The organism is Spirulina sp. CCY15215 (genome assembly GCF_016888125.1).
In the GTDB taxonomy this organism is placed as follows: domain Bacteria; phylum Cyanobacteriota; class Cyanobacteriia; order Cyanobacteriales; family Spirulinaceae; genus CCY15215.
The window spans coordinates 1-22,497 of the sequence record NZ_JACSWA010000356.1; the positions used below are offsets into that span (position 1 = coordinate 1).

A 22,497-nucleotide genomic window follows, 5' to 3' on the forward strand; every position below is an offset into this window, starting at 1 on the left:
CCCACTAACCAATCCCCACTAACCACTCACCACTAATCACTCCCCACTACCCACTCCCCACTAACCACTCCCCACTAATCACTCCCCACTAATCACTCCCCAAGCGGTAGATATAAAGTAAAACAACTTCCTTTTTCTAGCTCTGAAGTTACACTCAAATCTCCTCCGTGGAGTTGAGCAAGTTTCTTCGATAATGCTAACCCTAAACCCGTTCCTTTTTGCCGACGCTGAAGGCGATTTTGAATTTGAGTAAAAGGCTGAAATAGCTTCTCGATATCTGCTGCTGCAATGCCAATTCCTGTATCAATGACGGAAAATTTTAAGAGGAGAGATTCCCCTCGATCGCGGGTGCGATCGACCTTGAGTAGAATTGAACCAGATTCTGTAAATTTGATCGCATTTGAGAGTAAATTAACTAAGATTCGTTTGAGACGATGTTGGTCAGCCATACAGGTAGAAATATCTGGGGCAATTTCTAATTTTAATTCTAATCCTCTGGCATTGGCAAGCTGTTTAATCATCGAGATGGAAGCCAAGCAAACTTCTTCGATTGAGAGGGTTTCTAAGTATAATTCTTCTCGATTGGCTTCAATTTTTGCCAAATCTAATAAATCGTTAATCAGGTTGAGCAAATGCTTTGAAGATGAGGCGATCGCGCGAATATATTCCATTTGCTTTGGGTTGAGATCGCCGTAAATGCAATCGACTAGCATTTGAGATAAACCAACAATTCCAGTTAAAGGCGATCGCAAATCGTGACTCATCATCGAAAAATTTTCATTTTTTTGTTGATTTTTTTGCACCAATTCGCGGGCAATTTCTTTTTGTTGTTGTAATTCTACCTCAATTTGTTCTTGGTATAAAGCCAAGGCGCAATTCTCCGCAATAGTCTCGGCAATTTTGATTTCTTGTTGACTCCAAGGGGATTGGCGATCGCAATCTTGCAAAACCAAGATTCCTAAATCACGGTTTTGATAGTGCAAGGGAATTTCTAATGTTACAAAATCTGCGGTTAAAAAATTGGCACTCTCAGTAACATTTTCCCGATAATAAGAAGCGATGATATGGCAATCGGGAGAATGAGATTCTGCCGATAAATAACAAGGATTTAAGCACAATTCTTGCTGGAGGGTTTGGGTTGAAGCATAGCGAATAATAAGATTTTTATTGCGATCGGGAAGCGCAATAAAACAACGATTTATATTGAGAAAATCATGCAATAAATCGATATTTTTATTAATAAAGCTATGGGAATGATAATTCACAAAATTTGAGGGAAGTCGGGATGAGAGAAACTCTGAAATTAAAACTGACGGCGAGAAAAAATCAGGATGGCGATCGCTAAAAAGAGAATCATATAAACTAAAGCATAAAGTGCATCTGTCAAAAGTTCCGACGCTGGAGGCAGTAAGTTATAAACCGCTTCATTTCTGAAATTTAATCTTGACAAATCGGGCAGAATGAGATAGAGATTTTTTGAGATCGACTCAATTTGAGCATTTTCACTGAGCTTTCCCAGTGCCACCAAATCTTTACTGCCGTGTCCCATTAAGTAAACCCCTAGAGAAAGCATCACCGCAACTAAAGAATTAGTAAATGTACCGAACATCAAAGCCGCAGCAATCAAAACCCCAAGTTCTAAAAACAAAAAGGCGAGGATGATGAGAAAATTAACCAAAAGGAAATCATGGCGATCGCCTGCCAACATGACCCAATAGACAATACTCATCATCCAGGCGATCGCGCCGATAATCCCCCACAGTCCCAAATGTTTACCCACAATAAATTCAGCGCGACTGACAGGTTTAGACAAGATTGTTAATAGGGTGCGCTTCTCAATTTCCTTGTTAATCAAGTTTGTTGCAACAAAAATAGCCGCGATCGCACTGCATCCGGCGATCGTCCCTAACCCTAAATCAATAAACATTTTCGTCTCCGTCGCTGCCGCAACTTCCGGCAGCCATCTCTTGGCAATGCCGAGAAATAAAGCAAAAATGCCAAGGAAATAAAGAACGCGATCGCGCAGAGTTTCGCGAAACCCATTCCCTGCGATCGCCAAAATTCTACCCACGTTCATGAAATTTAGTATGTACGACTTGTTGGTTATTTACTCAGTATATCTCGCGTCCTTGAGCGCAGTCTCGCAACTTCAGGTAAATTAGTAAGTTGATTACCGATTACCGATTACCGATTCTTCCATGTCCCAACCGCAAAAATTGTACGAGGGTAAAGCAAAAATTATCTATACCACAGAGGATATAGATAGTTTGCTTGCTTACTTTAAAGATGATGCAACCGCTTTCAACGCGCAAAAACGAGGCACCATTCAAGGGAAAGGAGAGGTCAACTGTACCGTTTCAGCCGCACTGTTTCAGTATCTCGAAGAGCAAGGTATCCCCACCCATTACCTCGAGCAAACGGCACCAGATTGGATGCGAGTGCGATCGGTCAAAATTTTCCCCTTGGAAGTCGTGGTGCGAAATAAAGCAGCCGGCAGTTTATGCAAGCAAACGGGATTGCCTCTGGGTAAACCGCTCGAGAATCCCCTGGTTGAGTTTTACTATAAAAATGATGCCCTTGGCGATCCCTTGTTGACCCGCGATCGCCTATTCTTAATGGAACTTGCTACTCCTGTGCAAGTCGAGGAAATGCACACCCGTGCTTTACAAATTAATCAATATCTGACAACGTTTTTTGAAGGTTGTGGAATTACGTTGGTTGATTTCAAACTCGAATTTGGCTTGGATGCCCAAAACCAAATTCGTCTTGCCGACGAAATTAGTCCCGATACCTGTCGCTTATGGGATACTGCCGAAAGCGATCCCCAAAAACGGGTGATGGATAAAGATCGTTTTCGTCAAGATCTCGGGCAAGTTGAATCAGCTTATCAAGCTCTGCGGGAAAGAGTTCTGAAAATGGCCTCCTCCCCTCAGAATTCATAATCGCCATCCTGCATAAAACATCTTAAAAACATAATTAAATTGGTGTGTAGAAGTGTTAAACCGAACTAAAAAAATGCGCCTATCACTCGTTCCTATCGTTGTCTTGACTGCTTCAACAACCCTGAGTACAGCAGATTCCGCTCTGGCGATCGCCGATCAAGTTGCCCAAGAGAGAACTGCTTTCACCGAAGAAGCCTCAATGTACGCTACTGACAATACCATTGAGCCTGATGCGAGTTTGCCTTTCAACAAAACTCAAGAAAAATTCATTATCTCTATTGGCGATCGCGAAGCAGAAAGATTGCCCGAGGCACTGGCAACAATATCGGAAAATGAATCCATTCTCCTGAAAAGTCCAGAATTTTTCCAAGCATCGGAGCAAACTTGGGAAATTAAAAGTATTGAAATCCTTGAAACTGAAGCAATTGAAGCTATCCCCGCACCAATCCCAGGGCTAACTAACTTAGTTGAAGCGCAAACCTCAGAAATGCCAGCGCTTTCCTTATTTCCCGAAATTTCTCAGTCACTTTCTCCGTCAGAGGCGATCGGCGATCGCGAATTAGTTCAAGCACTGCCAGACTCTGCTTTGGAAGGGGAAGAACTCACCCAAGCAACACCAGACTTTCCCGTAGATTCTCCTTTAGAAAATGAGATTCCCACGGCACCACCAAGCGAAGCCGAACCGCAAGTCCTCGTTTCAGAAGTGACCGTAGAGGGCAGAGGATTAACCCCAGAACTGGAAGAACTCGTTTATAACACCATTAGCACCCAACCAGGAAGAACAACCACCCGAGGGCAATTACAAGAAGATGTCAACGCCATTTTTGCGACAGGATTCTTTGCCAATGTCACCCAATCCCCCGAAGATACGCCATTAGGGGTGCGAATTTCCTTTCGAGTAGAAGTTAACCCTGTTTTAAGTCGCGTTGTTGTCCGCAATCTTCCCCAAGGTGTGAACGAACCGGCAATTGCTCAAGAGGCGATCGACGAAATTTTTGAAGAGGGATACGGGGAAACCCTCAATCTCCGCAACTTACAAGAAGGAATTATCAGGTTAAACGAGTGGTATCAAGAAAACGGCTACGATCTCGCTCAAGTCCTGGACAGTCCCAACGTTAGTGATGATGGTGTTGTTACCCTGGTCATTGCTGAAGGAATTATCGAAGATGTTCAGGTTCGCTTTTTTACAGAAGACCAAGAAGAAGTAGACGGTGTAACCCGCCCCTTCATCGTCACCCGAGAAATGCAGCTTGCACCGGGTACCGTATTTAAACGAGAAACCGCTCAAGCCGATCTCCAGAGGATCTTTGGCTTGGGACTCTTTAAAGATGCGCGTTTATCTTTTTCTCCTGGCACGAATCCTTCCCAAGTCATTGTCAATGTTGATGTAGAAGAGAGTAATACTGGCTCGATCGCAGCCGGTGCCGGGATTAGTTCCTCAACAGGCTTCTTCGGGACAGTAAGCTATCAACAGCGCAATGTCGGCGGCAATAATCAGCAACTCACCAGTGAATTACAAATCGGAGAACGGGAAATCTTATTCGATCTCAGCTTCACTGACCCTTGGATCGCCACAGATCCCAACCGTTTGTCTTACACTGTGAATGCCTTTCGCCGACAATCAATTTCTCTGATTTTTGACGGGGGCGACACAGAAATTCGCCTGCCTAATAGCGATCGCCCTCGGGTCGTCCGCACAGGGGGAGGCATTACCTTCAGTCGCCCTCTCTCTCCAGATCCCTTTACTGAACCCGAATGGACGATTTCCGGCGGATTCCAGTATCAAGGAATATCCATTCAAGATGCCGATGGGGATCTCAGTCAATTTGACAGTTCCGGCAATTTACTCTCCTTTTCTCCAGGGGGACACGATGTTTTAGCCCTCCTGCAATTCGGTGCAGTTCGGGATTTGCGAAATAGCGCCCTGGAACCCACCGAAGGTTCTCTCTTGCGCCTAGGCATGGATCAAAGTATTCCCATTGGTGCGGGAACCATCTTATTCAACCGTTTGCGAGCGAGTTACAGTCATTACTTCCCAGTGGATTTCATTAACTTTACCGAAGATGCCAATGCGCCCCAAACCCTCGCCTTTAATCTTCAAGCGGGAACCATTATCGGAGATTTGCCCCCTTATGAAGCCTTTAGTTTGGGAGGCGCAAATTCCGTGCGCGGGTTTGCGGAAGGAGATGTGGGTAGCGGTCGTTCCTATTTTCAAGCTACGGCGGAATATCGCTTCCCGATTTTATCTTTTGTCGGGGGGGCATTATTTTTAGATTACGGAACCGATTTGGGCACCGGCAATGATGTTCCAGGAGATCCTGCTGGGGTGCGAGGTAAGCCAGGCAGTGGTTTTGGTTATGGGGTCGGGGTTCGCATTCAATCTCCTCTCGGACCGATTCGGGTCGATTATGGCTTTAATGATAATGGCGATAGCCGCCTGCATTTTGGTATTGGACAACGGTTCTAGGGAAAAGATTAATGCTGAATGCTGAATGATATGGAAAGGACAATTGGGGAATCTTTTGTGCGATCGGGGATAGGGCTGCATTCGGGTCATAAGACGACGGTGCGAGTTCTCCCCGCGCCTTCTGGGGCGGGACGCTATTTTGTGCGGACGGATCTGCCCCAGCAACCGAAAATTCCCGCTTGTTTGCATTCTGTGGCTCAAACTACCCTATCTACAGAGTTAGAAGGGGAAGGGGCAACTATTCGCACGGTGGAACATTTGCTGGCGGCTTTGGCAGCCAGTGGCATTGATAATGCTTGCATTGAAGTTGATGGGGGGGAAATTCCTTTGCTGGATGGATCGGCTCGAGACTGGATGGAGGCGATCGCGGCTTCAGGTTTTCGGGACTTATCGCCTGAGACAACTGTTAAGACAAATAAGACAAATCTCAATCTTGTGGAAATTCGCGAACCGATTTCCGTACAAGAAGGAGACGCATTTGTTACTGCCATGCCCGCCGCCGAAACTCGTTTTACCTACGGCATCGATTTTTCTTATGCCCCCATTGGCAATCAATGGTACAGTTGGAATCCCGAAGTCGAAGATTTTGCTAAAGCGATCGCCCCTGCCCGTACTTTTGGTTTTGCCGACCAAATCGAGCGCCTGCGTCAAGGAGGACTGATAAAAGGGGGAAGCCTTGATAATGCCTTGGTTTGCGATACTGAAAAATGGTTGAATCCACCTTTAAGATTTGCAAATGAACCAGTACGGCATAAACTTTTAGATTTAGTGGGGGATTTAAGCCTATTGGGAAAATGGCCGAGAGGACATTTTTTGGCTTATAAGGCCAGCCATGATCTGCACGTCCGTCTCGCGAGGGCGATCGCGCAGTGTCTGTAAGGTTGCCTCGACTGTCCCCCATTGACCCCCACCCTATCGGCGCTAGGAGTTCAAGCAATAAGAGCAGGAATAATGACAATAGCAACTGAAACAACCCCCAAAATTCCCCCCATGCCGGAAACCGATCGAGATGGCGACGGGAAGCCATTACCCGAAGAGATCGTCATGGGGATCGAAGAAATTCAAAACCTCCTACCTCACCGCTATCCCTTTGCTCTGGTGGATCGCATTATCGAATTTGTCCCGGAAAAAAAAGCGGTGGGGATTAAAAATGTCAGCATTAACGAACCCTTTTTTCAAGGTCATTTTCCCACTCGTCCTATTATGCCTGGGGTGTTGATCGTTGAAGCGATGGCTCAAGTGGGGGGACTAATTCTCACACAAATGGACAATAGCGGTCGTTTATTTGTCTTTGCCGGCATTGATAAAGTTCGCTTTCGTCGCCCGGTCATTCCTGGCGATCGCCTCGTCATGACGGTGGAACTCCTCCGCATCCGAAGCGGTCGTTTTGGCAAAATGCACGGTCGCACGGAAGTAGACGGGGTGTTAGTCACGGAAGGCGAAATGATGTTTTCCTTGGTAGACTAATCCCTGAATGGTGCAAGCTGAATTTGCCGGAGTAACTCTCTTGAAAACTTTAATTCATCCGAGTGCTGTCATTCATCCTCAAGCCGAACTGCATTCTACGGTTCGAGTCGATCCCTATGCCATCATTGGCGAAAACGTGAAAATCGGGGCGGGAACTCGTATTGGCGCTCATGTTGTTCTTGAAGGTCCGACAGAAATTGGGGTAGACAATCATATCTTTCCGGGGGCTGCCATCGGACTCGAACCTCAAGATTTAAAATACAAGGGGGGATTGAGTTGGGTCAAAATTGGTGATGGCAATCGCATTCGGGAATATGTCACGATCAACCGCGCAACGGCGGAAGGAGAAGCGACAACTATTGGCAGCAATAATTTAATCATGGCTTATTCTCATGTCGCCCACAATTGCAAAATTGGCGATAAGGTGGTGATTGCTAATAATGTGGCCTTAGCGGGTCATGTGGAGATTGAGTCCAGGGTGGTTGTTGGTGGGGTATTGGGTATTCATCAATTTGTTCGCGTTGGCACAATGGCGATGTTGGGGGGCATGAGTCGCATCGATCGCGATGTTCCTCCCTATATGTTAATTGAGGGTAATCCTGGGCGGGTGCGATCGCTGAATTTAATCGGTTTACAACGAAGCGGACTGAGTGGAGAGGAGATGACTTTATTGAAAAAGGCGTTTCGGATGCTTTATCGTTCGGATCGCTCTTTTAATGAGGCTCTCAAAGAATTGGATTTATTAGGAGATAATTCTTATTTGGCACATTTACGATCTTTCCTAAATGCTTCTCTGGCTTCCGATCGCCGGGGTCCTATTCCAGGCAGTCAAAAAGCAAAACGCTGAATTTTTATCAATAGGACTTATGCAGTTAGGGAGCGAGGCGCTCCCACTACCATAAAGAGAGAATATAGTAGTGCGGGCATCTTGCCCGTTAATGCGTAAGTCCTAGTCAATTATCACTTACCAATTACCGATCGCAATGCGTATTTTCATCAGCACGGGTGAAGTTTCCGGAGATTTACAGGGATCCCTCTTAATTAAAGCCCTCAAGGGTCAGGGAGAGCAACGAGGAGAGGATTTAGAGATCGTTGCTTTGGGGGGCGATCGCATGGAGGCAGCCGGGGCAACTTTAATTGCCAATACCGCGCCGATTGGTTCATTTGGCATCATTGAATCTCTGCCTTTTATTTGGGAAACTCTGAAGATTCAACGCAAAGCGAAGCAATATTTACAGCAAAACCCTCCGGATCTGGTGATTCTCATTGATTACCAAGACCCGAATTTGGCGATCGGTTCCTATTTGCGAGACAATTTCCCCGATCTGCCGATTATTTATTTTATTGCGCCCCAAGCCTGGATTTGGTACCCCTTGGGTAGTAAAGTTAATACGCTGGTTCGCATTACCGATCGCGTTCTGGCGATTTTCCCCGAGGAACAGAAGTTTTACGCACAACGGGGGGTGCCGTCTGATTGGGTGGGTCATCCCTTCATCGATCGCATTCAAACCGCACCAACGCGAGACAAAGCGCGGTTGGGCTTGGGTATCAAACCGGAACAAACGGCGATCGCTTTGGTTCCCGCTTCTCGCCGACAAGAAATTCAATCTCTTCTCCCGCCTATTTTTGCGGCGGCTCGCCAATTACAAGCTAAAATTCCCGAGGTACATTTTTGGATTCCTCTGGCTTTGGAACAATATCGCGCTGCGATCGAGCAAAAAATTCAAGAATATCAATTACAAGCAACGCTTTTAGAAGGCAAAACTTTAGAAATTTTGGCGGCTGCGGATCTGGCCATTACCAAATCGGGAACCGTTAATCTGGAACTTGCTTTGTTAAATGTACCTCAATTGGTTGTCTATCGTTTTCATCCTTTGAATGCTTGGATCGCGCGGAAAATTTTTAATTTTTCGGTTCCTTTTATCTCTCCTGTTAATTTAATGAATATGGAAGATATTGTCCCAGAGTTATTTCAGGAAGAAGTGACATCGGAACGCATTTTCAAAGCAGCGCTAGAGTTATGGGAAAACCCCAAAAGACGCGATAAAATTCTCTCTGGATATCAGAAAATGCGGGCAAATATGGGAGAGTTGGGGGTTTGCGATCGCGCTGCTACAAAAATATTCAATCAACTCTCAAGGAACAATGGAAAAAAGCAAACGATTAGTCTCTCTTGATGTCTTCCGAGGTATGGCGATCGCCAGCATGATTCTCGTCAATAATCCTGGCAGTTGGAGCCATGTTTATCCCCCTTTACTTCACGCAGAATGGGATGGTTTTACCCCCACCGATCTCGTTTTTCCTGCTTTCTTGTTCATTGCGGGGGCAGCAATGGCTTTTTCTTTACGAAAGTATCTCGATCCAGAAAATACCCATTCTGAGCAACTTACTGCTAAAGTTTATTGGCGCATTGCGAGACGCTGCGGCTTGCTATTTTTACTGGGTTTATTATTAAATGGATTTCCCACTTATAATTTACCCGAATTGCGAATTATGGGAGTCCTACAGCGCATTGCTGTTGCTTATTTTTGCGGTGCAATGGCAGTATTACACTTATCTCGAAAATGGTTATGGGGATTATCTGTTTTTATATTAGTGGGATATTGGCTACTGATGACCCTCATTCCTGTCCCTGGAATTGGTGCCGGAGAACTAACTCCTGATGGGAATTTTGCTGCTTATTTGGATCGTTTAGTGTTAGGAGTGCCGCATTTATACAAGCAAGCTAATTTCGATCCAGAAGGTTTATTTAGTACCCTTCCTGCTGTTGTTACGGTCTTATTCGGTTATTTTACAGGAGATTGGTTGCGCGATCGACCCCAAAAATCAAGAACGAGTTTGGGATTAGTTGCTTTTGGAATTTCCGGTTTATTATTGGGGTCTTTATGGGGAGCATTTTTTCCCATTAACAAGCAATTATGGACGAGTTCCTATGTTTTGTATAGTGCTGGCTGGTCGTTACTTTTGCTGGCATTTTGTTACGAACTAATCGAAGTTCGCAATATTAAACGCTGGGCATTTCCCTTTAAAGTGATGGGATTAAATGCAATTTTTGTGTTTGTTATTTCCGGTTTTGTCGTTCGCATTCTCTATCGTACTAAAATTGGCACGGGAGATGATGCACCGAGTACCTATAGTTGGCTATATCAAACCCTTTTTGAACCTTGGGCAGGTTCTTTAAATGGGTCTTTATTGTTTGCGATCGCCAGTGTTCTTTTCTGGTGGATAATCCTCTATTTCATGTATCGCCAACGTTGGTTTATCAAAATTTAAGCGGGTTTCCTGTAGGGACGTTGCCTGCAACGTCCCTACAAATTCCTAATAGGCAACGTTCCCTACAAATTCTTAATAAGTTCCTCCAAATACTGTTGCGCTTCTTCTGGAGTCATCAATTTAGCTTCACCATTTTGTAGAATTTCGTATTGACCATTGCGAAATCCATGACCGGCGATCGCGCCTTGTTTAATGGCTTGATTTCCGAGTTCGTGTAGACGATTAAAACTCATCATATCGAGTTCATCATCAAGTTTTTGTCTCAGTTTTTCTTCTTCATTCATGAGTTTTCTACCCCAATTTTAGACACAATTTTATACATTTCGATCCCCCTAAATCCCCCTTAAAAAGGGGGACTTTGGGATTCTCCCCCCTTATCAAGGGGGACTTTGGGATTCTCCCCCCTTATCAAGGGGGGCTGGGGGGGATCGAATCAATAACTAGCAAGTTGAGTTATATACACAATTTTATTCAATAGATAACATAGGCCGCATAAATAAACCATAAGTCGAACTACCGGGATCGGTATCCCGTTCTAATTTACTTTCAGCCCCATCAATTTGCAAGCGAATCAAATAATTTCCTGCTTTCACCTCCTTGACTGGGAAAAAAATGATTCTTGTATCTTGTTCAAAAGAATCCACGTCAAACAAATAAGATTTTGCCTCTTCTCTTGACCATTCATTGAGGGCAATAATAACCTTTTGTTGCGGTTTAACATCCCAATTAATCTCAATGATTAGAGTTGCATTGCGTAAACCTTTGCCAATATCTATCAAATCATCAAGAGATGCGTCAATAATCGTTGGACGCAGGACAAAAGGAATGACATTCGATTTAACATTACGAAATTTTTCAATAGGATCGTTTTGACTCTCTTCATTATTATTGCCATTATTACCGATTTCGGTACGAAAAGGAAAACGATGAATAACTTGTAATTCTTGTATTCCTGATTTTAAAAGTTCTTGAGGAAAAGAAGATAAAGATAATTTTATTTGATTTTTCTCTATATTTTCTGCCCTTGTTTCTGCGTCTCCAATGCGAACAAATACATCTTTTTCTTTTAAATTAGTTCCGCGAATAATAATCGTACTCTCTGCTTCAATGGGAACAAAACGACCATCTTGGTGCATAACATCTGTGACATTCGGTTGATCGAAAAAAGGACCAATACCGCCAAATCTATCTCCCATTGGTAAAGGTTTCGATCCGACTTCTTCCCCTTCAATCATGACGACACTTGCTTTATAAGCCAAAGAAAGATTATAAGCAGTTTGGAAAAATACCGACCAAATTTTAGATAGATCTTCAATGGTTAAATTAAGGGGTTGAAAAGAAACTTGTTCAACTTGATTCGTGAGAGTTGATTCGGTGAGATAGCCGAGGTTTGAGTCGGCTAATGTATCGGCAATCATGTCTGTACTAATACTGGAACGATCGGTTAAAGTCTGAATCACACTACCCAGTAAACGTTGAGGTTCTAGTTCTGCATCGTTACCATAAAAGCTAATCATATAGTGCATATCTAAAGCTGTTCTTGCTTTATTTGCGGCTAATCCTTGCCGATTTCTTCTTTGAATTTCCGCACTATTACCCCAAATAAAATTGGTAGGAACATGATATAAATAAAGATTTACGCCTGTTTCGGGGGTAGCCGTCCCGATCGCATCCGGTCGTACTGTTGTCACTCTAGCCCCCTCTACATCGCCTTGAATGGCTGATTGTAGAAGTCTTTGTAAGGTGGCTGTAACTGTTGCGATCGCGAGATGATTACTCATGAATTTGGTGATTTGCTGTTGATTTTCTCTGGCTTATTTTACGCTTGAATTAATCCGAGTCGGAGGGCTTTAACGATCGCTTGGGTGCGATTTTTGACCTCGAGTTTTGTAAAAATTGAGGATAAATGTGCTTTAACTGTTGCAACGGTGATATAGAGATTTTTGGCGATCGCGTCATTGGATGCACCTTGTACTAACCAGTGTAAAACCTCTTGTTCTCGTTCGGTTAATTTTAGAGATTTTGCGAGAGGCAGGGAATGACCGGCATAAAATTGAAAATGTCGGAAAAAGCGGGTGGCTACTTCAGGAGCTAAATAAATTTTATCATCAATGACCGTTGCGATCGCATTATACAATTGCGCGGCCAAGCAATCTTTAAAAACATACCCCATTGCCCCCCCTTGCATAGCACGAAAAATCCAACTATCGTCTTGATGGGAAGACAAAACTAAAATTTTCCCTGGATAGGATAATTCTTGCAAGCCAAGTAACGCATCAATACCATTATTTTCTGCCTTATTTTCCGAGAGTTCTAAATCTAATAAAATGAGAGTGGGTTGTTGTTTTTGGGTAACAGATAGCATTTGTTCGACGGTTGCAGCTTCCCCAATAATTTTAAATTTAAGTTCTCCGCGATCGTTGTAAAAATCGAGTAAAGTTCGCAAACCTTGACGAAAGCGTTGTTCGTCATCTACTAGCAAAATAGAAATCACTGGGGTTTTACGAGTCATGGTTATCGGTAAATGAAAACTGAGATTAAAAGTAAATTAAAGAGTAAATTAAAGAGTAAATTAAAGAGTAAATTAAAGACAGAATTCTCCCAAAATTCCGATCGCACTTTGGGAACCTTGACGAGGTAATGTAAAACAAAAACGCGCACCTCCTTCTGGCATATTTTCCCCCCAGATTTTCCCTTGATGGCGATCGATAATATCTTTGGCGATCGCCAATCCTAAACCTGTTCCTCCCCTGCGTCTAGAATAGAAAGGGGAAAAAGCATTTTCGCGATCTTCTGGGGATAGTCCTCTACCGCGATCGCAAATTTCAATTAAGACTTCATCGGCTAAAATTTGCCAATTACAGTACAGTTTCTCATGCTCTGGACTAAAACTAATCGCGTTACAAAGTAAAACCTCAAAAACCTGTTTGAGTTGCCAGCGATCGATGGCTAAAATTACTCCCTGTTCGGGATAAATCACTTCTATATTTTTTCCTTCTATTTGAGGTTGTAGCAAAGTCAAGGTTTCTTGAAGAATTTTTCTTAAATCGTAGAGTGCGGGATAAATTCGCATTTCGCGATCGCTATTAAGCAATCGTTTTAAATTATGACTTAATTCCCTAACACTGTCTCGAATTCCTTGTGCTTGTTCTCGATATTTTCCTTTTGCTAAACCCAAACAGAGATTTTCGGCATATAAACCAATCAAAGCTAATGGTTCTCTTAATTGATGTTTTCCTCGCTGAATCAGTTGCTCTAAAAAATCGATTTCTTCTCGCTGTTGGGTGACGGTTTGCATTAGTGCCAGATAATTCTCTAAGAAATTAATTTGCTGTTGAAGATAATGATATTGTGACTCTGATAAGGGTTGTTCCTTCCACAATAAAAAATACTCATCTGGCTTTTCTTGCCCATCAAAACAGTAAATATAAATATAGTTTTTCGCTTGGGAATTTTCTGATTTCAAAGCAATAAGATTAGACTCGATCGCAATCAATTGTAAAATAGGATTTGCGACTAATTGCCATTGCGTCCATTGTAGTTCGGGAAAATTGCGATCGAGCCATTTTTCTCCTTCTAGATAGCTTAAAAGTTCTCGATTTTCGCCTTCGAGAAGTATGGTTTTTGCTGTGTCGCTCGTTTTTAGCACAAAACGGAGGGATTTACGTTCATCTCCTTTTTGCTCTCGATAAACAATCCAAGTTGTAAGACAAGACAAAGAAGAAGCAATATATTCGAGTTGCTTTTGACAAACCGAACTTAAATCCGAAGATTGAGGCATTAGAGATAATTTCGCGTTATGGCGATCGGAGATAAGAGAAGTCATCTCTGTATCAAAATTGTGGTCAAAATGGGAAGAATCTATTCAAAATCTGGGAGTTATTTCTATTAAAGACAAAAAAGAACAAATTTGGGGAAATTTAAGCACATTTTACAAATTATTTTACAATTGAACTTGCGTCATCTTTATTACTATGTAGCCAAACTTCTTCTCGTCCTAGGGCAAGGGGTATTTCAGCGCGATCGCAAGCACGTTTGATACGACGGCGAAATTCTCGTCCTACATCCCATTGTTTCAGGGGTTGGGTTGTAATCCAAACTCGAACGATCACCGCGCGATCGGTGAATTCATCTAACCCTAAAATTTGCGGTTTTTCGAGAATGTATTCTTTCCAGTTGACATCTTCTGCAAAATCTTCGCTAACTTGTTCTATTAAGGCGATCGCATCATCAATATTAACACGATAGCTTAAGGGAATTTTGATATCGGCTTGAGAACGAAGACTAGAGAGATTAGAAACAATTTTAACTTCGCTATTGGGTATTGTAATTAAGCGTTGTTCTGTATCTCGCAGTTGGGTCATTCGCAGGCTAATATTTTCGACCAAACCAAATACATTACCAACACCAATCACATCGCCAACTGCATATTGATCTTCTGCCAAAATCAAGAAACCATTAATAGCATCTTTGATCAAATTTTGGGAAGCAAGAGAAATCGCGACCCCAATTAATCCTGCCCCTGCTAGTAATGGTGCTATATTAACACCTAAACTGACTAAAGCCAAGAGGATACCAATAATCGACAGGAAAATCGTACTAATACTTTTAGTGACACTAGAAATGGTAGAAATGCGCTGTTGTAATCTCTGAGTGCTGCGCTTGGGAATGAGTTCTGCACTTTGAATAAAAGCAGAAATAGAGCGATCGATGAGAATATAACTGAGGCGAACTAAAACATAAGTTGTAATTAAAATTGCACTTGCTAATAAATATGATTTAATTCGCCCTAAAATCATAACTTGCCAAGTTCGAGTTTGAGGAAATAAAGAGAGAATAAGCAACAGTCCTATTATCCAGAGAGCAATCTGGGAGAGTTGCCTGAAAATGCGGCGAATAGCACTTAAATTGCGGTACTGTCTTTGATTTAAACGAGTAGTGATGGGGGGTTCATCAAAAGGTTGAGAAGAGGGCGATCGCGCCAATTTAGCGGGTAAAATATTTAAAGCTAAACTAACCAGTGCGACCACGATAAAAATAATAATTCCTCGTCTTGCCTTTTTTCGCATTTGTTGGGGCTGACGTTCGACTTTTGAGGCTTTTAAAGCATTGCTTATTTTTTCTTGTAAAGTTTCCGAGTAAGTAACGGGATCGCTGCCTTGTAAGCGAGCATCGAGATGAGTTATGCTTAAAAGATAGCGATCGCTGACATAGAGAATCGGCAAAGATTGTGAGGTACGAATTTCAATTTCTACTTCTCGATCTGGGCTATTCAAGTAATATTGTTGAATGTCCCACAGATTTTTTTGTACTTCCCGAACTCGTTGCGAAAGTTCTTCTTCCCCCCCTACAATAGGAAAAAGTGGTTTTCCATCTAATCTAATCCATTCGACAGATGTTTCCTTCTCAGTATCAAGAGGGAAAATTTCCGGTAGGGTGTTTTCAAGGGTTTGCGGTAAGAAAAGTTGTGCGGAAATGGGAGATAGACTACTAATTCCTATCGTAACTATTAAAGTCAAGAGAAATAGACTCAAGATAGCCAGAAGGCGAGATTTTACTTGTTGTATTAGTCTTTGTTTGTCAATCATAAAAACTCGTTAATTTCAGCAATTTTTTCTAAAAAATCTTCTTCTTTGTGACCCAAAGAACGAGCGATTTTTAATCCTTCTTGCAAGGCATTTAAGGCTTGAGGATAATCTTCTAATTCTAGATAAATTTGTCCCATGCGATCGTAAATTTCCATAATTGAGAATTCATCGGTCGCATATTCTGCGGCTTTGATTTGTTCTCGATAAATCTCTAAAGCATAATCAAGTTGATCGTAATTATAATACAATTCTGCCAATTTTTTGAGGGCATCGCTGGCGTAAGCGTAGTATTGATTAGCCCAAGCTAAACTAAAAGCCTCCTGATAGGTTGCGCTGGCGGTTTCTCCTTCACCAATGATTTCATAATCCCCAGCCAAGGAGATTTGTAAAGGGGGAATTTTGGCAATTAATTCCTTTTTTAAATACCCTTGTAACAATTCGATTTTAGTTTCGATCGCCTTTTCCGGTTGCTTGGCGCGATCGTAAAGATATGCCATCTGTTCCAAATAGCGTAAAATATTGGCATCGTCGAATTGCGATCGCGCTAATGTTAACAATTCTTTATAAACTTCCTCAGCCGCAAAATATTGAAACCATTCTAAATGAAGTTGCGCGATCGTGTTTAAAATCCTTTCTAACTCATTAATATCTCCTGTTTCTCGAACTCCCACTAAAATAAATTCGTACATGGCTAAGGCTTGGGGATAAAAGCGAATTCCCTCATAGGCGATCGCCAAAACATTAGCCAATTGAAAATCAAGGGTTTTCTTTTCCTCTGCATCGGTTTGAATTTCTATGAGTCGTTCGCGAATGACGAATAAATCTTGATTGCGATTATTTTCCCAAGCAATTTTTCCCACTCTTCCCAATGCTTCAACTTCCTCCACTGCACCTAAATATCGTCGCAAGCGCAGTTCTCGATACCATATTGTAAAAGCACGATCTTTATCCCCATTTTCTGCTAAAAACTCGGCTTCTGCTTCTAAAGCGAATTGATCTAGGATCGGAATTAAATTGCGTTTTTCAGCATCGTTGAGAGGATTTGTTTCAATATCCGCAGGAAGGAGGGGATCGAGTTCGACAATTTCTAACGGTTTAAATTCTTCTTCCTCCTGCTTATCCTTCTCCCGAGCCAGTACAATGTCCACAGGTTCGATCGCCAAACTCCCCGTTAAACAGGTAAAAATAATCAACGCGATCGCAATTTTCTTGTTCATGCCAACCTCCAATCAATAACTGTTAATTATAGTTTATAAAATATTTAACTCTCAACTATCAACTCTCAACTCTCAACTCTCAACTATCAACTATCAACTATCAACTATCAACTATTTAACGCCTTGAGGGAATAAAATCATAGCAATTGTAAAGCCTAAACCCAAGCCTAAAGCATGAGCTAAAAAACTCACTTCAGGAATAAGAAAATCAAAAGTCACTTGTAAAGCAACAATTGCTAAAAATAAGCGCAACCGTTTAGCCGCAACCTGACTTTTTTCCCGTAACCAACCCTGGAGAAGAATCGCTAAAATTGCCCCTAAAATCCCCATAATTGCCGCAGAAGCCCCCACCAAACGCTGATAAGGCATTCCCTGTGCGATCGCGATCGCGCTAAACGCATACATCGCCCCAATACCACTGCCAAAATAAATGAAAAGATAGCGCCATCCTCCCGCAATTGCTTCTACAAAAGGTCCCAGAAAATAAAGCCCGACCATATTCGAGAATAAATGTAAGGCACCGTAATGAAGAAAATTCGCCGAGATCGATCGCCACCATTCCCCGTGCCATAATGCGTAAGGCATTAATGCCCCTAATTGGTCTAACGTATCTGTGTTTTTACTGCCACCGAATGCCACCTCTAACGCAAAAAAGAGGATATTTAGAGCAATAAGCGAGCAAGTTACTTTAGCGTGACGGGGAGAGAGAGACAGCGCCGTACCGTAGCGCCTTTCTTGTTGCAATGAACCTTGCAGCCGTTTTAAAGTTTGCCAAGAAAAAGGAATGAGAATTGTTTCTAAATCCTGCGGAGGATGGGATAAACGCCAAGCGATCGCCTTTTTGAGCATAAAATCATTAGCACTCTCTTGCAGAGCGAGGAATTGTTCCTCTACGTTAGGATTTTGTCCGGCTGCCATTTGTGCGGTTAAACGCCAAAACTTTTTTTTGTGTGAGGGATAATCCACTAACGGTTCTGCCAGTAAGTGACAGACGCGATCGACTTGACCGCAAAAGGCAAAAGCGAACAATCTGGCCAAATTAAGCGGAATGGGGTTTCCACTCTTACTTAAATGTCCTTCGTAACGCTCTAAACCCCATAACAAACCGTTTAAATCTCCCGTTTCTCCCAATGCTCGCAGATAATTGGTCACGAGATAAGCATCTTCCTCTAATACTCTTTCCGGTACGTGATGCTCGATCCATTGTAGAAGTTCCTGCCATTGCGCCCCCATAATGAAGAGCAGGGCTGTTGCATTGCGTCCCGTGGAAGTTATGCTGGTTTCATAGGGATGCAAGCGTTTAATGGCTTCAGAGATTTTCCCTTGCTGTCCCATTTCCAAGGTTTCTAGGATAAAAGGTTGCTCGAACCAACCATCAGCAGGATGCAGCCAGCGCAAGCAGAGAGCCAGTTTTCGCGCCTCTCCATAACGTTCTTGATAAATGAGTTGATTGACCCAAGCACAGCCCCAGAGGGGAAGAATGAGAAATAATCCCCATAAACTACCTCCAATTATCCCAGCCAGTTGAGGATTCAGATAAAATAAAACACCGGTAATTAATAAAATCCCTCCAGAGACAATACTCCAACCCCAACCGCGATGGTCGAGTAATGTACGGATGAGGAACGCAAAACAGGACAGGCAAATTATTCCAATTAATAAGTAGTAGGACATAAACAATGAATAATCCTGAAAATATTACACTGCGATCGCATTTTCCCCAACTCTAAAAAGGGCGATCGCAAATGCTGAATTATTGTTTTGATTATTTTCTTGATTATTTTCCTTGAGAACTCACAGTAATAACTGCTTCAACTTTGGCTTTTTGTGCTTCTATATCTACCTCAGTAATTGCCCAGCGCAACGGTTCGCCGCGTTTCTCTAATTCAGCCTCAATTTCTTGCTTTAACTTAATCGGTGTTTCTTGTAGGTCGATTTCTGCGGTAATAAAATGCGTTGTCATCGTTGTTATCTCCAGCTTAGAATTTGATAGAATCGATTCTTAATTATACTTGCAGGAGGCGATCGAGAAATAAATCTTAACTTTTCTTACCGATCGCTTTTTTGGCGATCGCATACCCGTATTTGATGGGTAAGCGAATAAAGCGTAAAGGATAATATAAGCAAAAAAGAAAGCGCGGTAAAACAATTAACTCTAGATCGCGTTCATTAATAGGAAGGAGTAAATTCAAGCCATAATAAATTTTGTTTTTGAGTCCCCGTTGTAATTGTAAAGGAAAATAGGCACGTTGGAGTAAAGTATATTCTTGTTCTGTATTATTAACGAGACGCTGATAAATTTGTTTGCCTAATTGTTTGACAGTGGAATCTTTTTCAATTTCTTCGATCATATTTTCTGGGATTGAACTTGACAAGAAAATCCGAGCTAATTCAAGTCCTAGCAATAATATTCTAGCACAATTAAATTGCCTAGATCGTTGCCAAAGTTCTTGCCAATCGAGATCGATTTCTTGCTGCAAAAGTTCTGCAATATCGCAGACTCTCTGTAATTCAAACCAACCATCTTTAGCTCCATTTAAACATAAGACGAGTAATAAGTCTTCAGCAGCCAGATCGAGTAATTCCGTTTTACTAATCTTGGTGATTCTCGCACGTTTAAAAATATCATCAATGGGAATATTACAGGCAAAATAAGGGGGATGAAAGCCCCAATGAATATCAATTTTAATTCCTGTTTCTGAATTAACTAAAGCATCTTCATAATTAGTTTGCAAGCGTAGTTTTTCTTGCGCTAAGTTTAAGCGATCGTAGGGATAATAACCTTGTTCAATCAAAAGTTGTTTAACTTGTAAGAAATCTTCTTTTCTAACTAATAAATCTACATCCCGTATGCGACGTAAGGCGATATTATTATAAATTCTTGTGGCTAAAAGAGAACCTTTAAAAGGAATTATGCTCAGATTTTTGTCTTGCAAATACTGGCAAACTTTAACCAGAGTAGATGTTACTAAAAAATTATGACTGAGATTAGCTTGAAATGCTAAAGATAATTGCGATCGCCTTGCTTCGGGTACACCTTCCCAGTTCAATTTGTTGAGAGTCCAATATAATAGAGGCGCAATATTATGATAATGTGCGCTATCAATTAACATTTGCCAATTTAAAGAAGGACTATGCAGAAATTGAGATATTTTTTCTTCTTGTTGAGATGTGATTTGAGTGGGGATACAACACAATAATAATTCGATTTCTGGGGTCATGAGTATTCAATTATTTTTAATTTTTCATTAATAAGCCTCTCCATTTTTACGGGTGAATTGCCAACCTTTCTCTCCCATTTCTGCAAGCAAATCGTCATCGGGATAGATAACAGTATCTCCCGAGGTGCGATCGCCAATTTCCAGATAAACCGCATCGCGATCGCTGCGATTAATGAGATGATGTCCATTAGCTTCTCCTGCGGGAAATCCAACTGCATTACCTGAAGTTAAAACTTGTTCCCCGAAATCAGTAACTAGGGTAATTTCTCCTTTAATCACGTAAATAAACTCATCTTGTTTACTATGCCAATGACGCACAGAAGAAGCACTTTTAGGCTCGAGACGGACTAAATTAACGCCAAAATTCTTTAATCCCGCAGCATTTCCCAAACGTTTTTTATAACGTCCCGCAACCACGCTTTTAAATACTTCCGGATAACTCGATCCGGAAGTTTCTGGCATATCTTGAGGATCGACAAACATTTGTTTTACAGTCCCAAAAAAGATTTAATATACTTGGAAAATTCTGGCGTTCTTAAATAACCGTAAGATTTATGATAACTCGGCCAGCCATTCGGTAAAATATAGTCATTGGCGATCACATCATCAACCACTTGTACTCCTAAATCATTAGCTTCATAATCATCAGCTAAATGGACATCGAGGGCAATCACATCGCGTTTATCGGCATAATTTACCCAACTTTCTGTTACAATAGAAGGAGTGCGAACTCGAGGATCGTAACCGCGTTCTTTGATGATTTTACCCTTAACATAGGGCAAACCCAAAGGCGCACCAATAGTAATCAAATGAGCAACTTTTAGATCGGGATCGCTTTGTCCCAAATCTCGTAAAGCATCATAAGCGATAATCGATCCCATTGAATGACCGATAACAGCAATTTTACGATCTTTCGCTTCTCGAACCGCCTGTTTTAATTCATTGAGAACTACAGTACGCATCAGTTGCGGTTGATTTTGGCGGTTTTTAATCTTGCGATCGCTCTCATAATAAAAATGCAAATCTCGCATTAAATTACTCAAAAGAGGATTGGAAAGAACATCTATTTCAAAACGTAATCGAAATGAATCAAGAGACTTACCGATAATCTCTAAAGGTTTCCGTTGTAGTTCATCTCGCCAACTCTCTTTATATTCCTTTAAAGAACCCGTTTTTGCTTCAATATAAGGTTCTTTATTATACAAAGAATCGAAGGGAAAATTCTCATCATCATGCAGGCGATATTTATACAGCAAATCTGCCCAATAAATCATTTGATAGTCAAATGTTGGGGCAGAAACTTGACAATTTTTCACCAGTCCCTCGATAATGGACATTTTCCACCAAGCCTCAAGGGTTTCCTTAGAAGGTTTATTCGCCAATCCGTGTATGCCAAAAATGAGAGGTTTCATGAGATATTCAATGATTAGTGAGTTATTAGCTATCCGTTGGTTTTGCTGTCATGCGACGAATTTCGGAATAAAAAGCCATCTGGGTAAACTCCTTACCATTATTGACCAATAATGTCCGTAGGCGCAAATTTTCGCTGGCAAACCAAAGACGTTCTTCTGTACAAATATTGTTATCTTGGATTGTTAGCGTTAAAGCACCATCTGCACCAATAGCATATACTCCTTGAGAACTAGCATTTTCTCGCCCTTGCGATCGCAACACTTTGCCAGTTTTCCCATTCTTTTCATCGGGGACGATCGCCCAAAAACTCGAGCCAGTTTGTTTCGGTTTTCCCCAGTCTACGGAAGTATCCCAACTGGTTTTAATCCCAAAGGAAATTGTTGCAGCACTAATATTATATTGCTGACAAAGCCCTACAACGGCTGGATCGCCAACAACAATTTCTACCGTTAAATTTGATTTACTATTATCCGGTTCTTCTGCCGCTACTTGATAGAGAGTGCGTTGAGAAAACCACTCACCTTCAGAATTCGTTAAAAAAGTTTTAATATCCATTCAAAACAAAGCCAAGAACTACAATGAAAATCCGACGTTTCCTTATTTTCTCATGCTTTCTGAATTTTTTGCCAATAAAAAGGGCGATCGCGCGATCGCCCCTCTTATTCGGTTCCTGTACAAAAACCGAGAACAAGAATCTAGGAAATAGAGAAGGCGATCGCCACAACACCGCCCACCAATACTAAAGCGCCCATTCCCATAATGACATAATTCCGTTTTTCGTTAGCAGTAGGAGGTTCTGCAACGTACATTTTAGGTTCGGCGGCGAAATTATTCAACCGTCCTCCTTCTTCTTTGGTATAAGGCATATTTTAAAATTCCCTTTTGATTTTAACAAGGATTTTTACTCCC

General features: G+C 41.9%; 22 protein-coding genes. 7 read left to right on the forward strand and 15 right to left on the reverse strand.

Going from position 1 to position 22,497, the window contains the following annotated elements; translation table 11 throughout:
* Window positions 1-92: 92 nt before the first annotated feature.
* Together JUI58_RS27340 and JUI58_RS08880 are read right to left on the reverse strand one after the other, a co-directional pair.
* The gene (locus tag JUI58_RS27340; protein WP_204103410.1) at window positions 93-1,265 is read right to left on the reverse strand and encodes an ATP-binding protein; all 1,173 of its coding nucleotides are present in this window, start codon (window positions 1,263-1,265) and stop codon (window positions 93-95) included.
* Between the two features lie 38 nt (window positions 1,266-1,303).
* On the reverse strand, window positions 1,304-2,077 hold the full coding sequence (locus tag JUI58_RS08880) for an ABC transporter permease (RefSeq protein ID WP_204103411.1): 774 nt from the start codon (window positions 2,075-2,077) through the stop codon (window positions 1,304-1,306).
* A 121-nt stretch (window positions 2,078-2,198) separates the two neighbouring features.
* Here JUI58_RS08880 and purC point away from each other — a divergent pair, with 121 nt between their 5' ends.
* The 7 genes from purC (at window position 2,199) to JUI58_RS08915 (ending at window position 10,149) form a co-directional block, all read left to right on the forward strand.
* On the forward strand, window positions 2,199-2,942 hold the full coding sequence (gene purC, locus JUI58_RS08885) for a phosphoribosylaminoimidazolesuccinocarboxamide synthase (RefSeq protein WP_204103412.1): 744 nt from the start codon (window positions 2,199-2,201) through the stop codon (window positions 2,940-2,942).
* 73 nt (window positions 2,943-3,015) lie between these two features.
* On the forward strand, window positions 3,016-5,409 hold the full coding sequence (locus tag JUI58_RS08890) for a BamA/TamA family outer membrane protein (RefSeq protein ID WP_204103413.1): 2,394 nt from the start codon (window positions 3,016-3,018) through the stop codon (window positions 5,407-5,409).
* A gap of 18 nt (window positions 5,410-5,427) precedes the next feature.
* Window positions 5,428-6,288, forward strand: a complete 861-nt coding sequence (lpxC, locus tag JUI58_RS08895) for a UDP-3-O-acyl-N-acetylglucosamine deacetylase (RefSeq protein WP_204103414.1) — start codon at window positions 5,428-5,430, stop codon at window positions 6,286-6,288.
* Between the two features lie 111 nt (window positions 6,289-6,399).
* Complete coding sequence (gene fabZ, locus JUI58_RS08900; RefSeq protein ID WP_204103452.1) at window positions 6,400-6,876, forward strand: 3-hydroxyacyl-ACP dehydratase FabZ; 477 nt, start codon at window positions 6,400-6,402, stop codon at window positions 6,874-6,876.
* Window positions 6,877-6,883: 7 nt separating this feature from the next.
* Window positions 6,884-7,723: an acyl-ACP--UDP-N-acetylglucosamine O-acyltransferase gene (lpxA, locus tag JUI58_RS08905; protein ID WP_239121349.1), complete on the forward strand. Its 840-nt coding sequence runs from the start codon at window positions 6,884-6,886 to the stop codon at window positions 7,721-7,723.
* 136 nt (window positions 7,724-7,859) lie between these two features.
* A complete protein-coding gene (gene lpxB / locus JUI58_RS08910; RefSeq protein ID WP_204103415.1) occupies window positions 7,860-9,053 on the forward strand; it encodes a lipid-A-disaccharide synthase in 1,194 nt (397 codons plus the stop codon).
* A complete protein-coding gene (locus JUI58_RS08915) occupies window positions 9,022-10,149 on the forward strand; it encodes a heparan-alpha-glucosaminide N-acetyltransferase domain-containing protein (protein ID WP_204103416.1) in 1,128 nt (375 codons plus the stop codon). The genes lpxB and JUI58_RS08915 overlap by 32 nt, the downstream gene beginning before the upstream one ends.
* Before the next feature lie 62 nt (window positions 10,150-10,211).
* Here JUI58_RS08915 and JUI58_RS08920 read toward each other — a convergent pair whose 3' ends face one another.
* From JUI58_RS08920 to JUI58_RS08980, 13 genes are all read right to left on the reverse strand, one after another.
* Window positions 10,212-10,433, reverse strand: coding sequence for a hypothetical protein (locus tag JUI58_RS08920; protein WP_204103417.1), 222 nt, complete (start codon window positions 10,431-10,433; stop codon window positions 10,212-10,214).
* Window positions 10,434-10,616: 183 nt separating this feature from the next.
* Window positions 10,617-11,930, reverse strand: coding sequence for a DUF4255 domain-containing protein (locus tag JUI58_RS08925; RefSeq protein WP_204103418.1), 1,314 nt, complete (start codon window positions 11,928-11,930; stop codon window positions 10,617-10,619).
* Window positions 11,931-11,968: 38 nt separating this feature from the next.
* Window positions 11,969-12,661: a response regulator transcription factor gene (locus JUI58_RS08930; protein ID WP_204103419.1), complete on the reverse strand. Its 693-nt coding sequence runs from the start codon at window positions 12,659-12,661 to the stop codon at window positions 11,969-11,971.
* Window positions 12,662-12,733: 72 nt separating this feature from the next.
* A complete protein-coding gene (locus tag JUI58_RS08935; RefSeq protein ID WP_204103420.1) occupies window positions 12,734-13,975 on the reverse strand; it encodes a HAMP domain-containing sensor histidine kinase in 1,242 nt (413 codons plus the stop codon).
* A 112-nt stretch (window positions 13,976-14,087) separates the two neighbouring features.
* Window positions 14,088-15,737: a mechanosensitive ion channel family protein gene (locus tag JUI58_RS08940; protein WP_204103421.1), complete on the reverse strand. Its 1,650-nt coding sequence runs from the start codon at window positions 15,735-15,737 to the stop codon at window positions 14,088-14,090.
* Window positions 15,734-16,954 (reverse strand): hypothetical protein, encoded by a 1,221-nt coding sequence (locus JUI58_RS08945; RefSeq protein ID WP_204103422.1) that lies wholly within the window; start codon window positions 16,952-16,954, stop codon window positions 15,734-15,736. The genes JUI58_RS08940 and JUI58_RS08945 overlap by 4 nt, the downstream gene beginning before the upstream one ends.
* 111 nt (window positions 16,955-17,065) lie before the next feature.
* A complete protein-coding gene (locus tag JUI58_RS08950; protein WP_204103423.1) occupies window positions 17,066-18,628 on the reverse strand; it encodes a rhomboid family intramembrane serine protease in 1,563 nt (520 codons plus the stop codon).
* 103 nt (window positions 18,629-18,731) lie between these two features.
* Window positions 18,732-18,917, reverse strand: coding sequence for a hypothetical protein (locus tag JUI58_RS08955; RefSeq protein WP_204103424.1), 186 nt, complete (start codon window positions 18,915-18,917; stop codon window positions 18,732-18,734).
* Between the two features lie 76 nt (window positions 18,918-18,993).
* Window positions 18,994-20,175, reverse strand: a complete 1,182-nt coding sequence (locus JUI58_RS08960) for a nucleotidyltransferase family protein (protein ID WP_204103425.1) — start codon at window positions 20,173-20,175, stop codon at window positions 18,994-18,996.
* Window positions 20,176-20,202: 27 nt separating this feature from the next.
* Complete coding sequence (locus JUI58_RS08965) at window positions 20,203-20,658, reverse strand: cupin domain-containing protein (RefSeq protein ID WP_204103426.1); 456 nt, start codon at window positions 20,656-20,658, stop codon at window positions 20,203-20,205.
* 5 nt (window positions 20,659-20,663) lie between these two features.
* Entirely contained in the window at window positions 20,664-21,587 is a 924-nt protein-coding gene (locus JUI58_RS08970; RefSeq protein ID WP_204103427.1) for an alpha/beta hydrolase, read from the reverse strand.
* Window positions 21,588-21,612: 25 nt separating this feature from the next.
* Window positions 21,613-22,143, reverse strand: a complete 531-nt coding sequence (locus JUI58_RS08975) for a phycobiliprotein lyase (RefSeq protein ID WP_204103428.1) — start codon at window positions 22,141-22,143, stop codon at window positions 21,613-21,615.
* Between the two features lie 140 nt (window positions 22,144-22,283).
* A complete protein-coding gene (locus JUI58_RS08980) occupies window positions 22,284-22,454 on the reverse strand; it encodes a ssl1498 family light-harvesting-like protein (protein ID WP_204103429.1) in 171 nt (56 codons plus the stop codon).
* Window positions 22,455-22,497 lie beyond the last annotated feature (43 nt).

Excerpts from the sequence above, each read along its gene's own strand:
- fabZ (WP_204103452.1), top strand. The coding sequence starts at position 6,400 with ATGCCGGAAACCGATCGAGATGGCGACGGGAAGCCATTACCCGAAGAG.
- JUI58_RS08975 (WP_204103428.1), bottom strand. The coding sequence starts at position 22,143 with ATGGATATTAAAACTTTTTTAACGAATTCTGAAGGTGAGTGGTTTTCT.
- JUI58_RS08915 (WP_204103416.1), top strand. The coding sequence starts at position 9,022 with ATGGAAAAAAGCAAACGATTAGTCTCTCTTGATGTCTTCCGAGGTATG.
- lpxB (WP_204103415.1), top strand. The coding sequence starts at position 7,860 with ATGCGTATTTTCATCAGCACGGGTGAAGTTTCCGGAGATTTACAGGGA.
- lpxC (WP_204103414.1), top strand. The coding sequence starts at position 5,428 with ATGCTGAATGATATGGAAAGGACAATTGGGGAATCTTTTGTGCGATCG.
- JUI58_RS08930 (WP_204103419.1), bottom strand. The coding sequence starts at position 12,661 with ATGACTCGTAAAACCCCAGTGATTTCTATTTTGCTAGTAGATGACGAA.
- JUI58_RS08940 (WP_204103421.1), bottom strand. The coding sequence starts at position 15,737 with ATGATTGACAAACAAAGACTAATACAACAAGTAAAATCTCGCCTTCTG.
- lpxA (WP_239121349.1), top strand. The coding sequence starts at position 6,884 with ATGGTGCAAGCTGAATTTGCCGGAGTAACTCTCTTGAAAACTTTAATT.
- purC (WP_204103412.1), top strand. The coding sequence starts at position 2,199 with ATGTCCCAACCGCAAAAATTGTACGAGGGTAAAGCAAAAATTATCTAT.
- JUI58_RS08970 (WP_204103427.1), bottom strand. The coding sequence starts at position 21,587 with ATGAAACCTCTCATTTTTGGCATACACGGATTGGCGAATAAACCTTCT.
- JUI58_RS08960 (WP_204103425.1), bottom strand. The coding sequence starts at position 20,175 with ATGACCCCAGAAATCGAATTATTATTGTGTTGTATCCCCACTCAAATC.
- JUI58_RS08955 (WP_204103424.1), bottom strand. The coding sequence starts at position 18,917 with ATGACAACGCATTTTATTACCGCAGAAATCGACCTACAAGAAACACCG.
- JUI58_RS08935 (WP_204103420.1), bottom strand. The coding sequence starts at position 13,975 with ATGACTTCTCTTATCTCCGATCGCCATAACGCGAAATTATCTCTAATG.
- JUI58_RS08890 (WP_204103413.1), top strand. The coding sequence starts at position 3,016 with ATGCGCCTATCACTCGTTCCTATCGTTGTCTTGACTGCTTCAACAACC.
- JUI58_RS08880 (WP_204103411.1), bottom strand. The coding sequence starts at position 2,077 with ATGAACGTGGGTAGAATTTTGGCGATCGCAGGGAATGGGTTTCGCGAA.
- JUI58_RS08945 (WP_204103422.1), bottom strand. The coding sequence starts at position 16,954 with ATGAACAAGAAAATTGCGATCGCGTTGATTATTTTTACCTGTTTAACG.
- JUI58_RS08965 (WP_204103426.1), bottom strand. The coding sequence starts at position 20,658 with ATGTTTGTCGATCCTCAAGATATGCCAGAAACTTCCGGATCGAGTTAT.
- JUI58_RS08950 (WP_204103423.1), bottom strand. The coding sequence starts at position 18,628 with ATGTCCTACTACTTATTAATTGGAATAATTTGCCTGTCCTGTTTTGCG.
- JUI58_RS08925 (WP_204103418.1), bottom strand. The coding sequence starts at position 11,930 with ATGAGTAATCATCTCGCGATCGCAACAGTTACAGCCACCTTACAAAGA.
- JUI58_RS08980 (WP_204103429.1), bottom strand. The coding sequence starts at position 22,454 with ATGCCTTATACCAAAGAAGAAGGAGGACGGTTGAATAATTTCGCCGCC.
- JUI58_RS08920 (WP_204103417.1), bottom strand. The coding sequence starts at position 10,433 with ATGAATGAAGAAGAAAAACTGAGACAAAAACTTGATGATGAACTCGAT.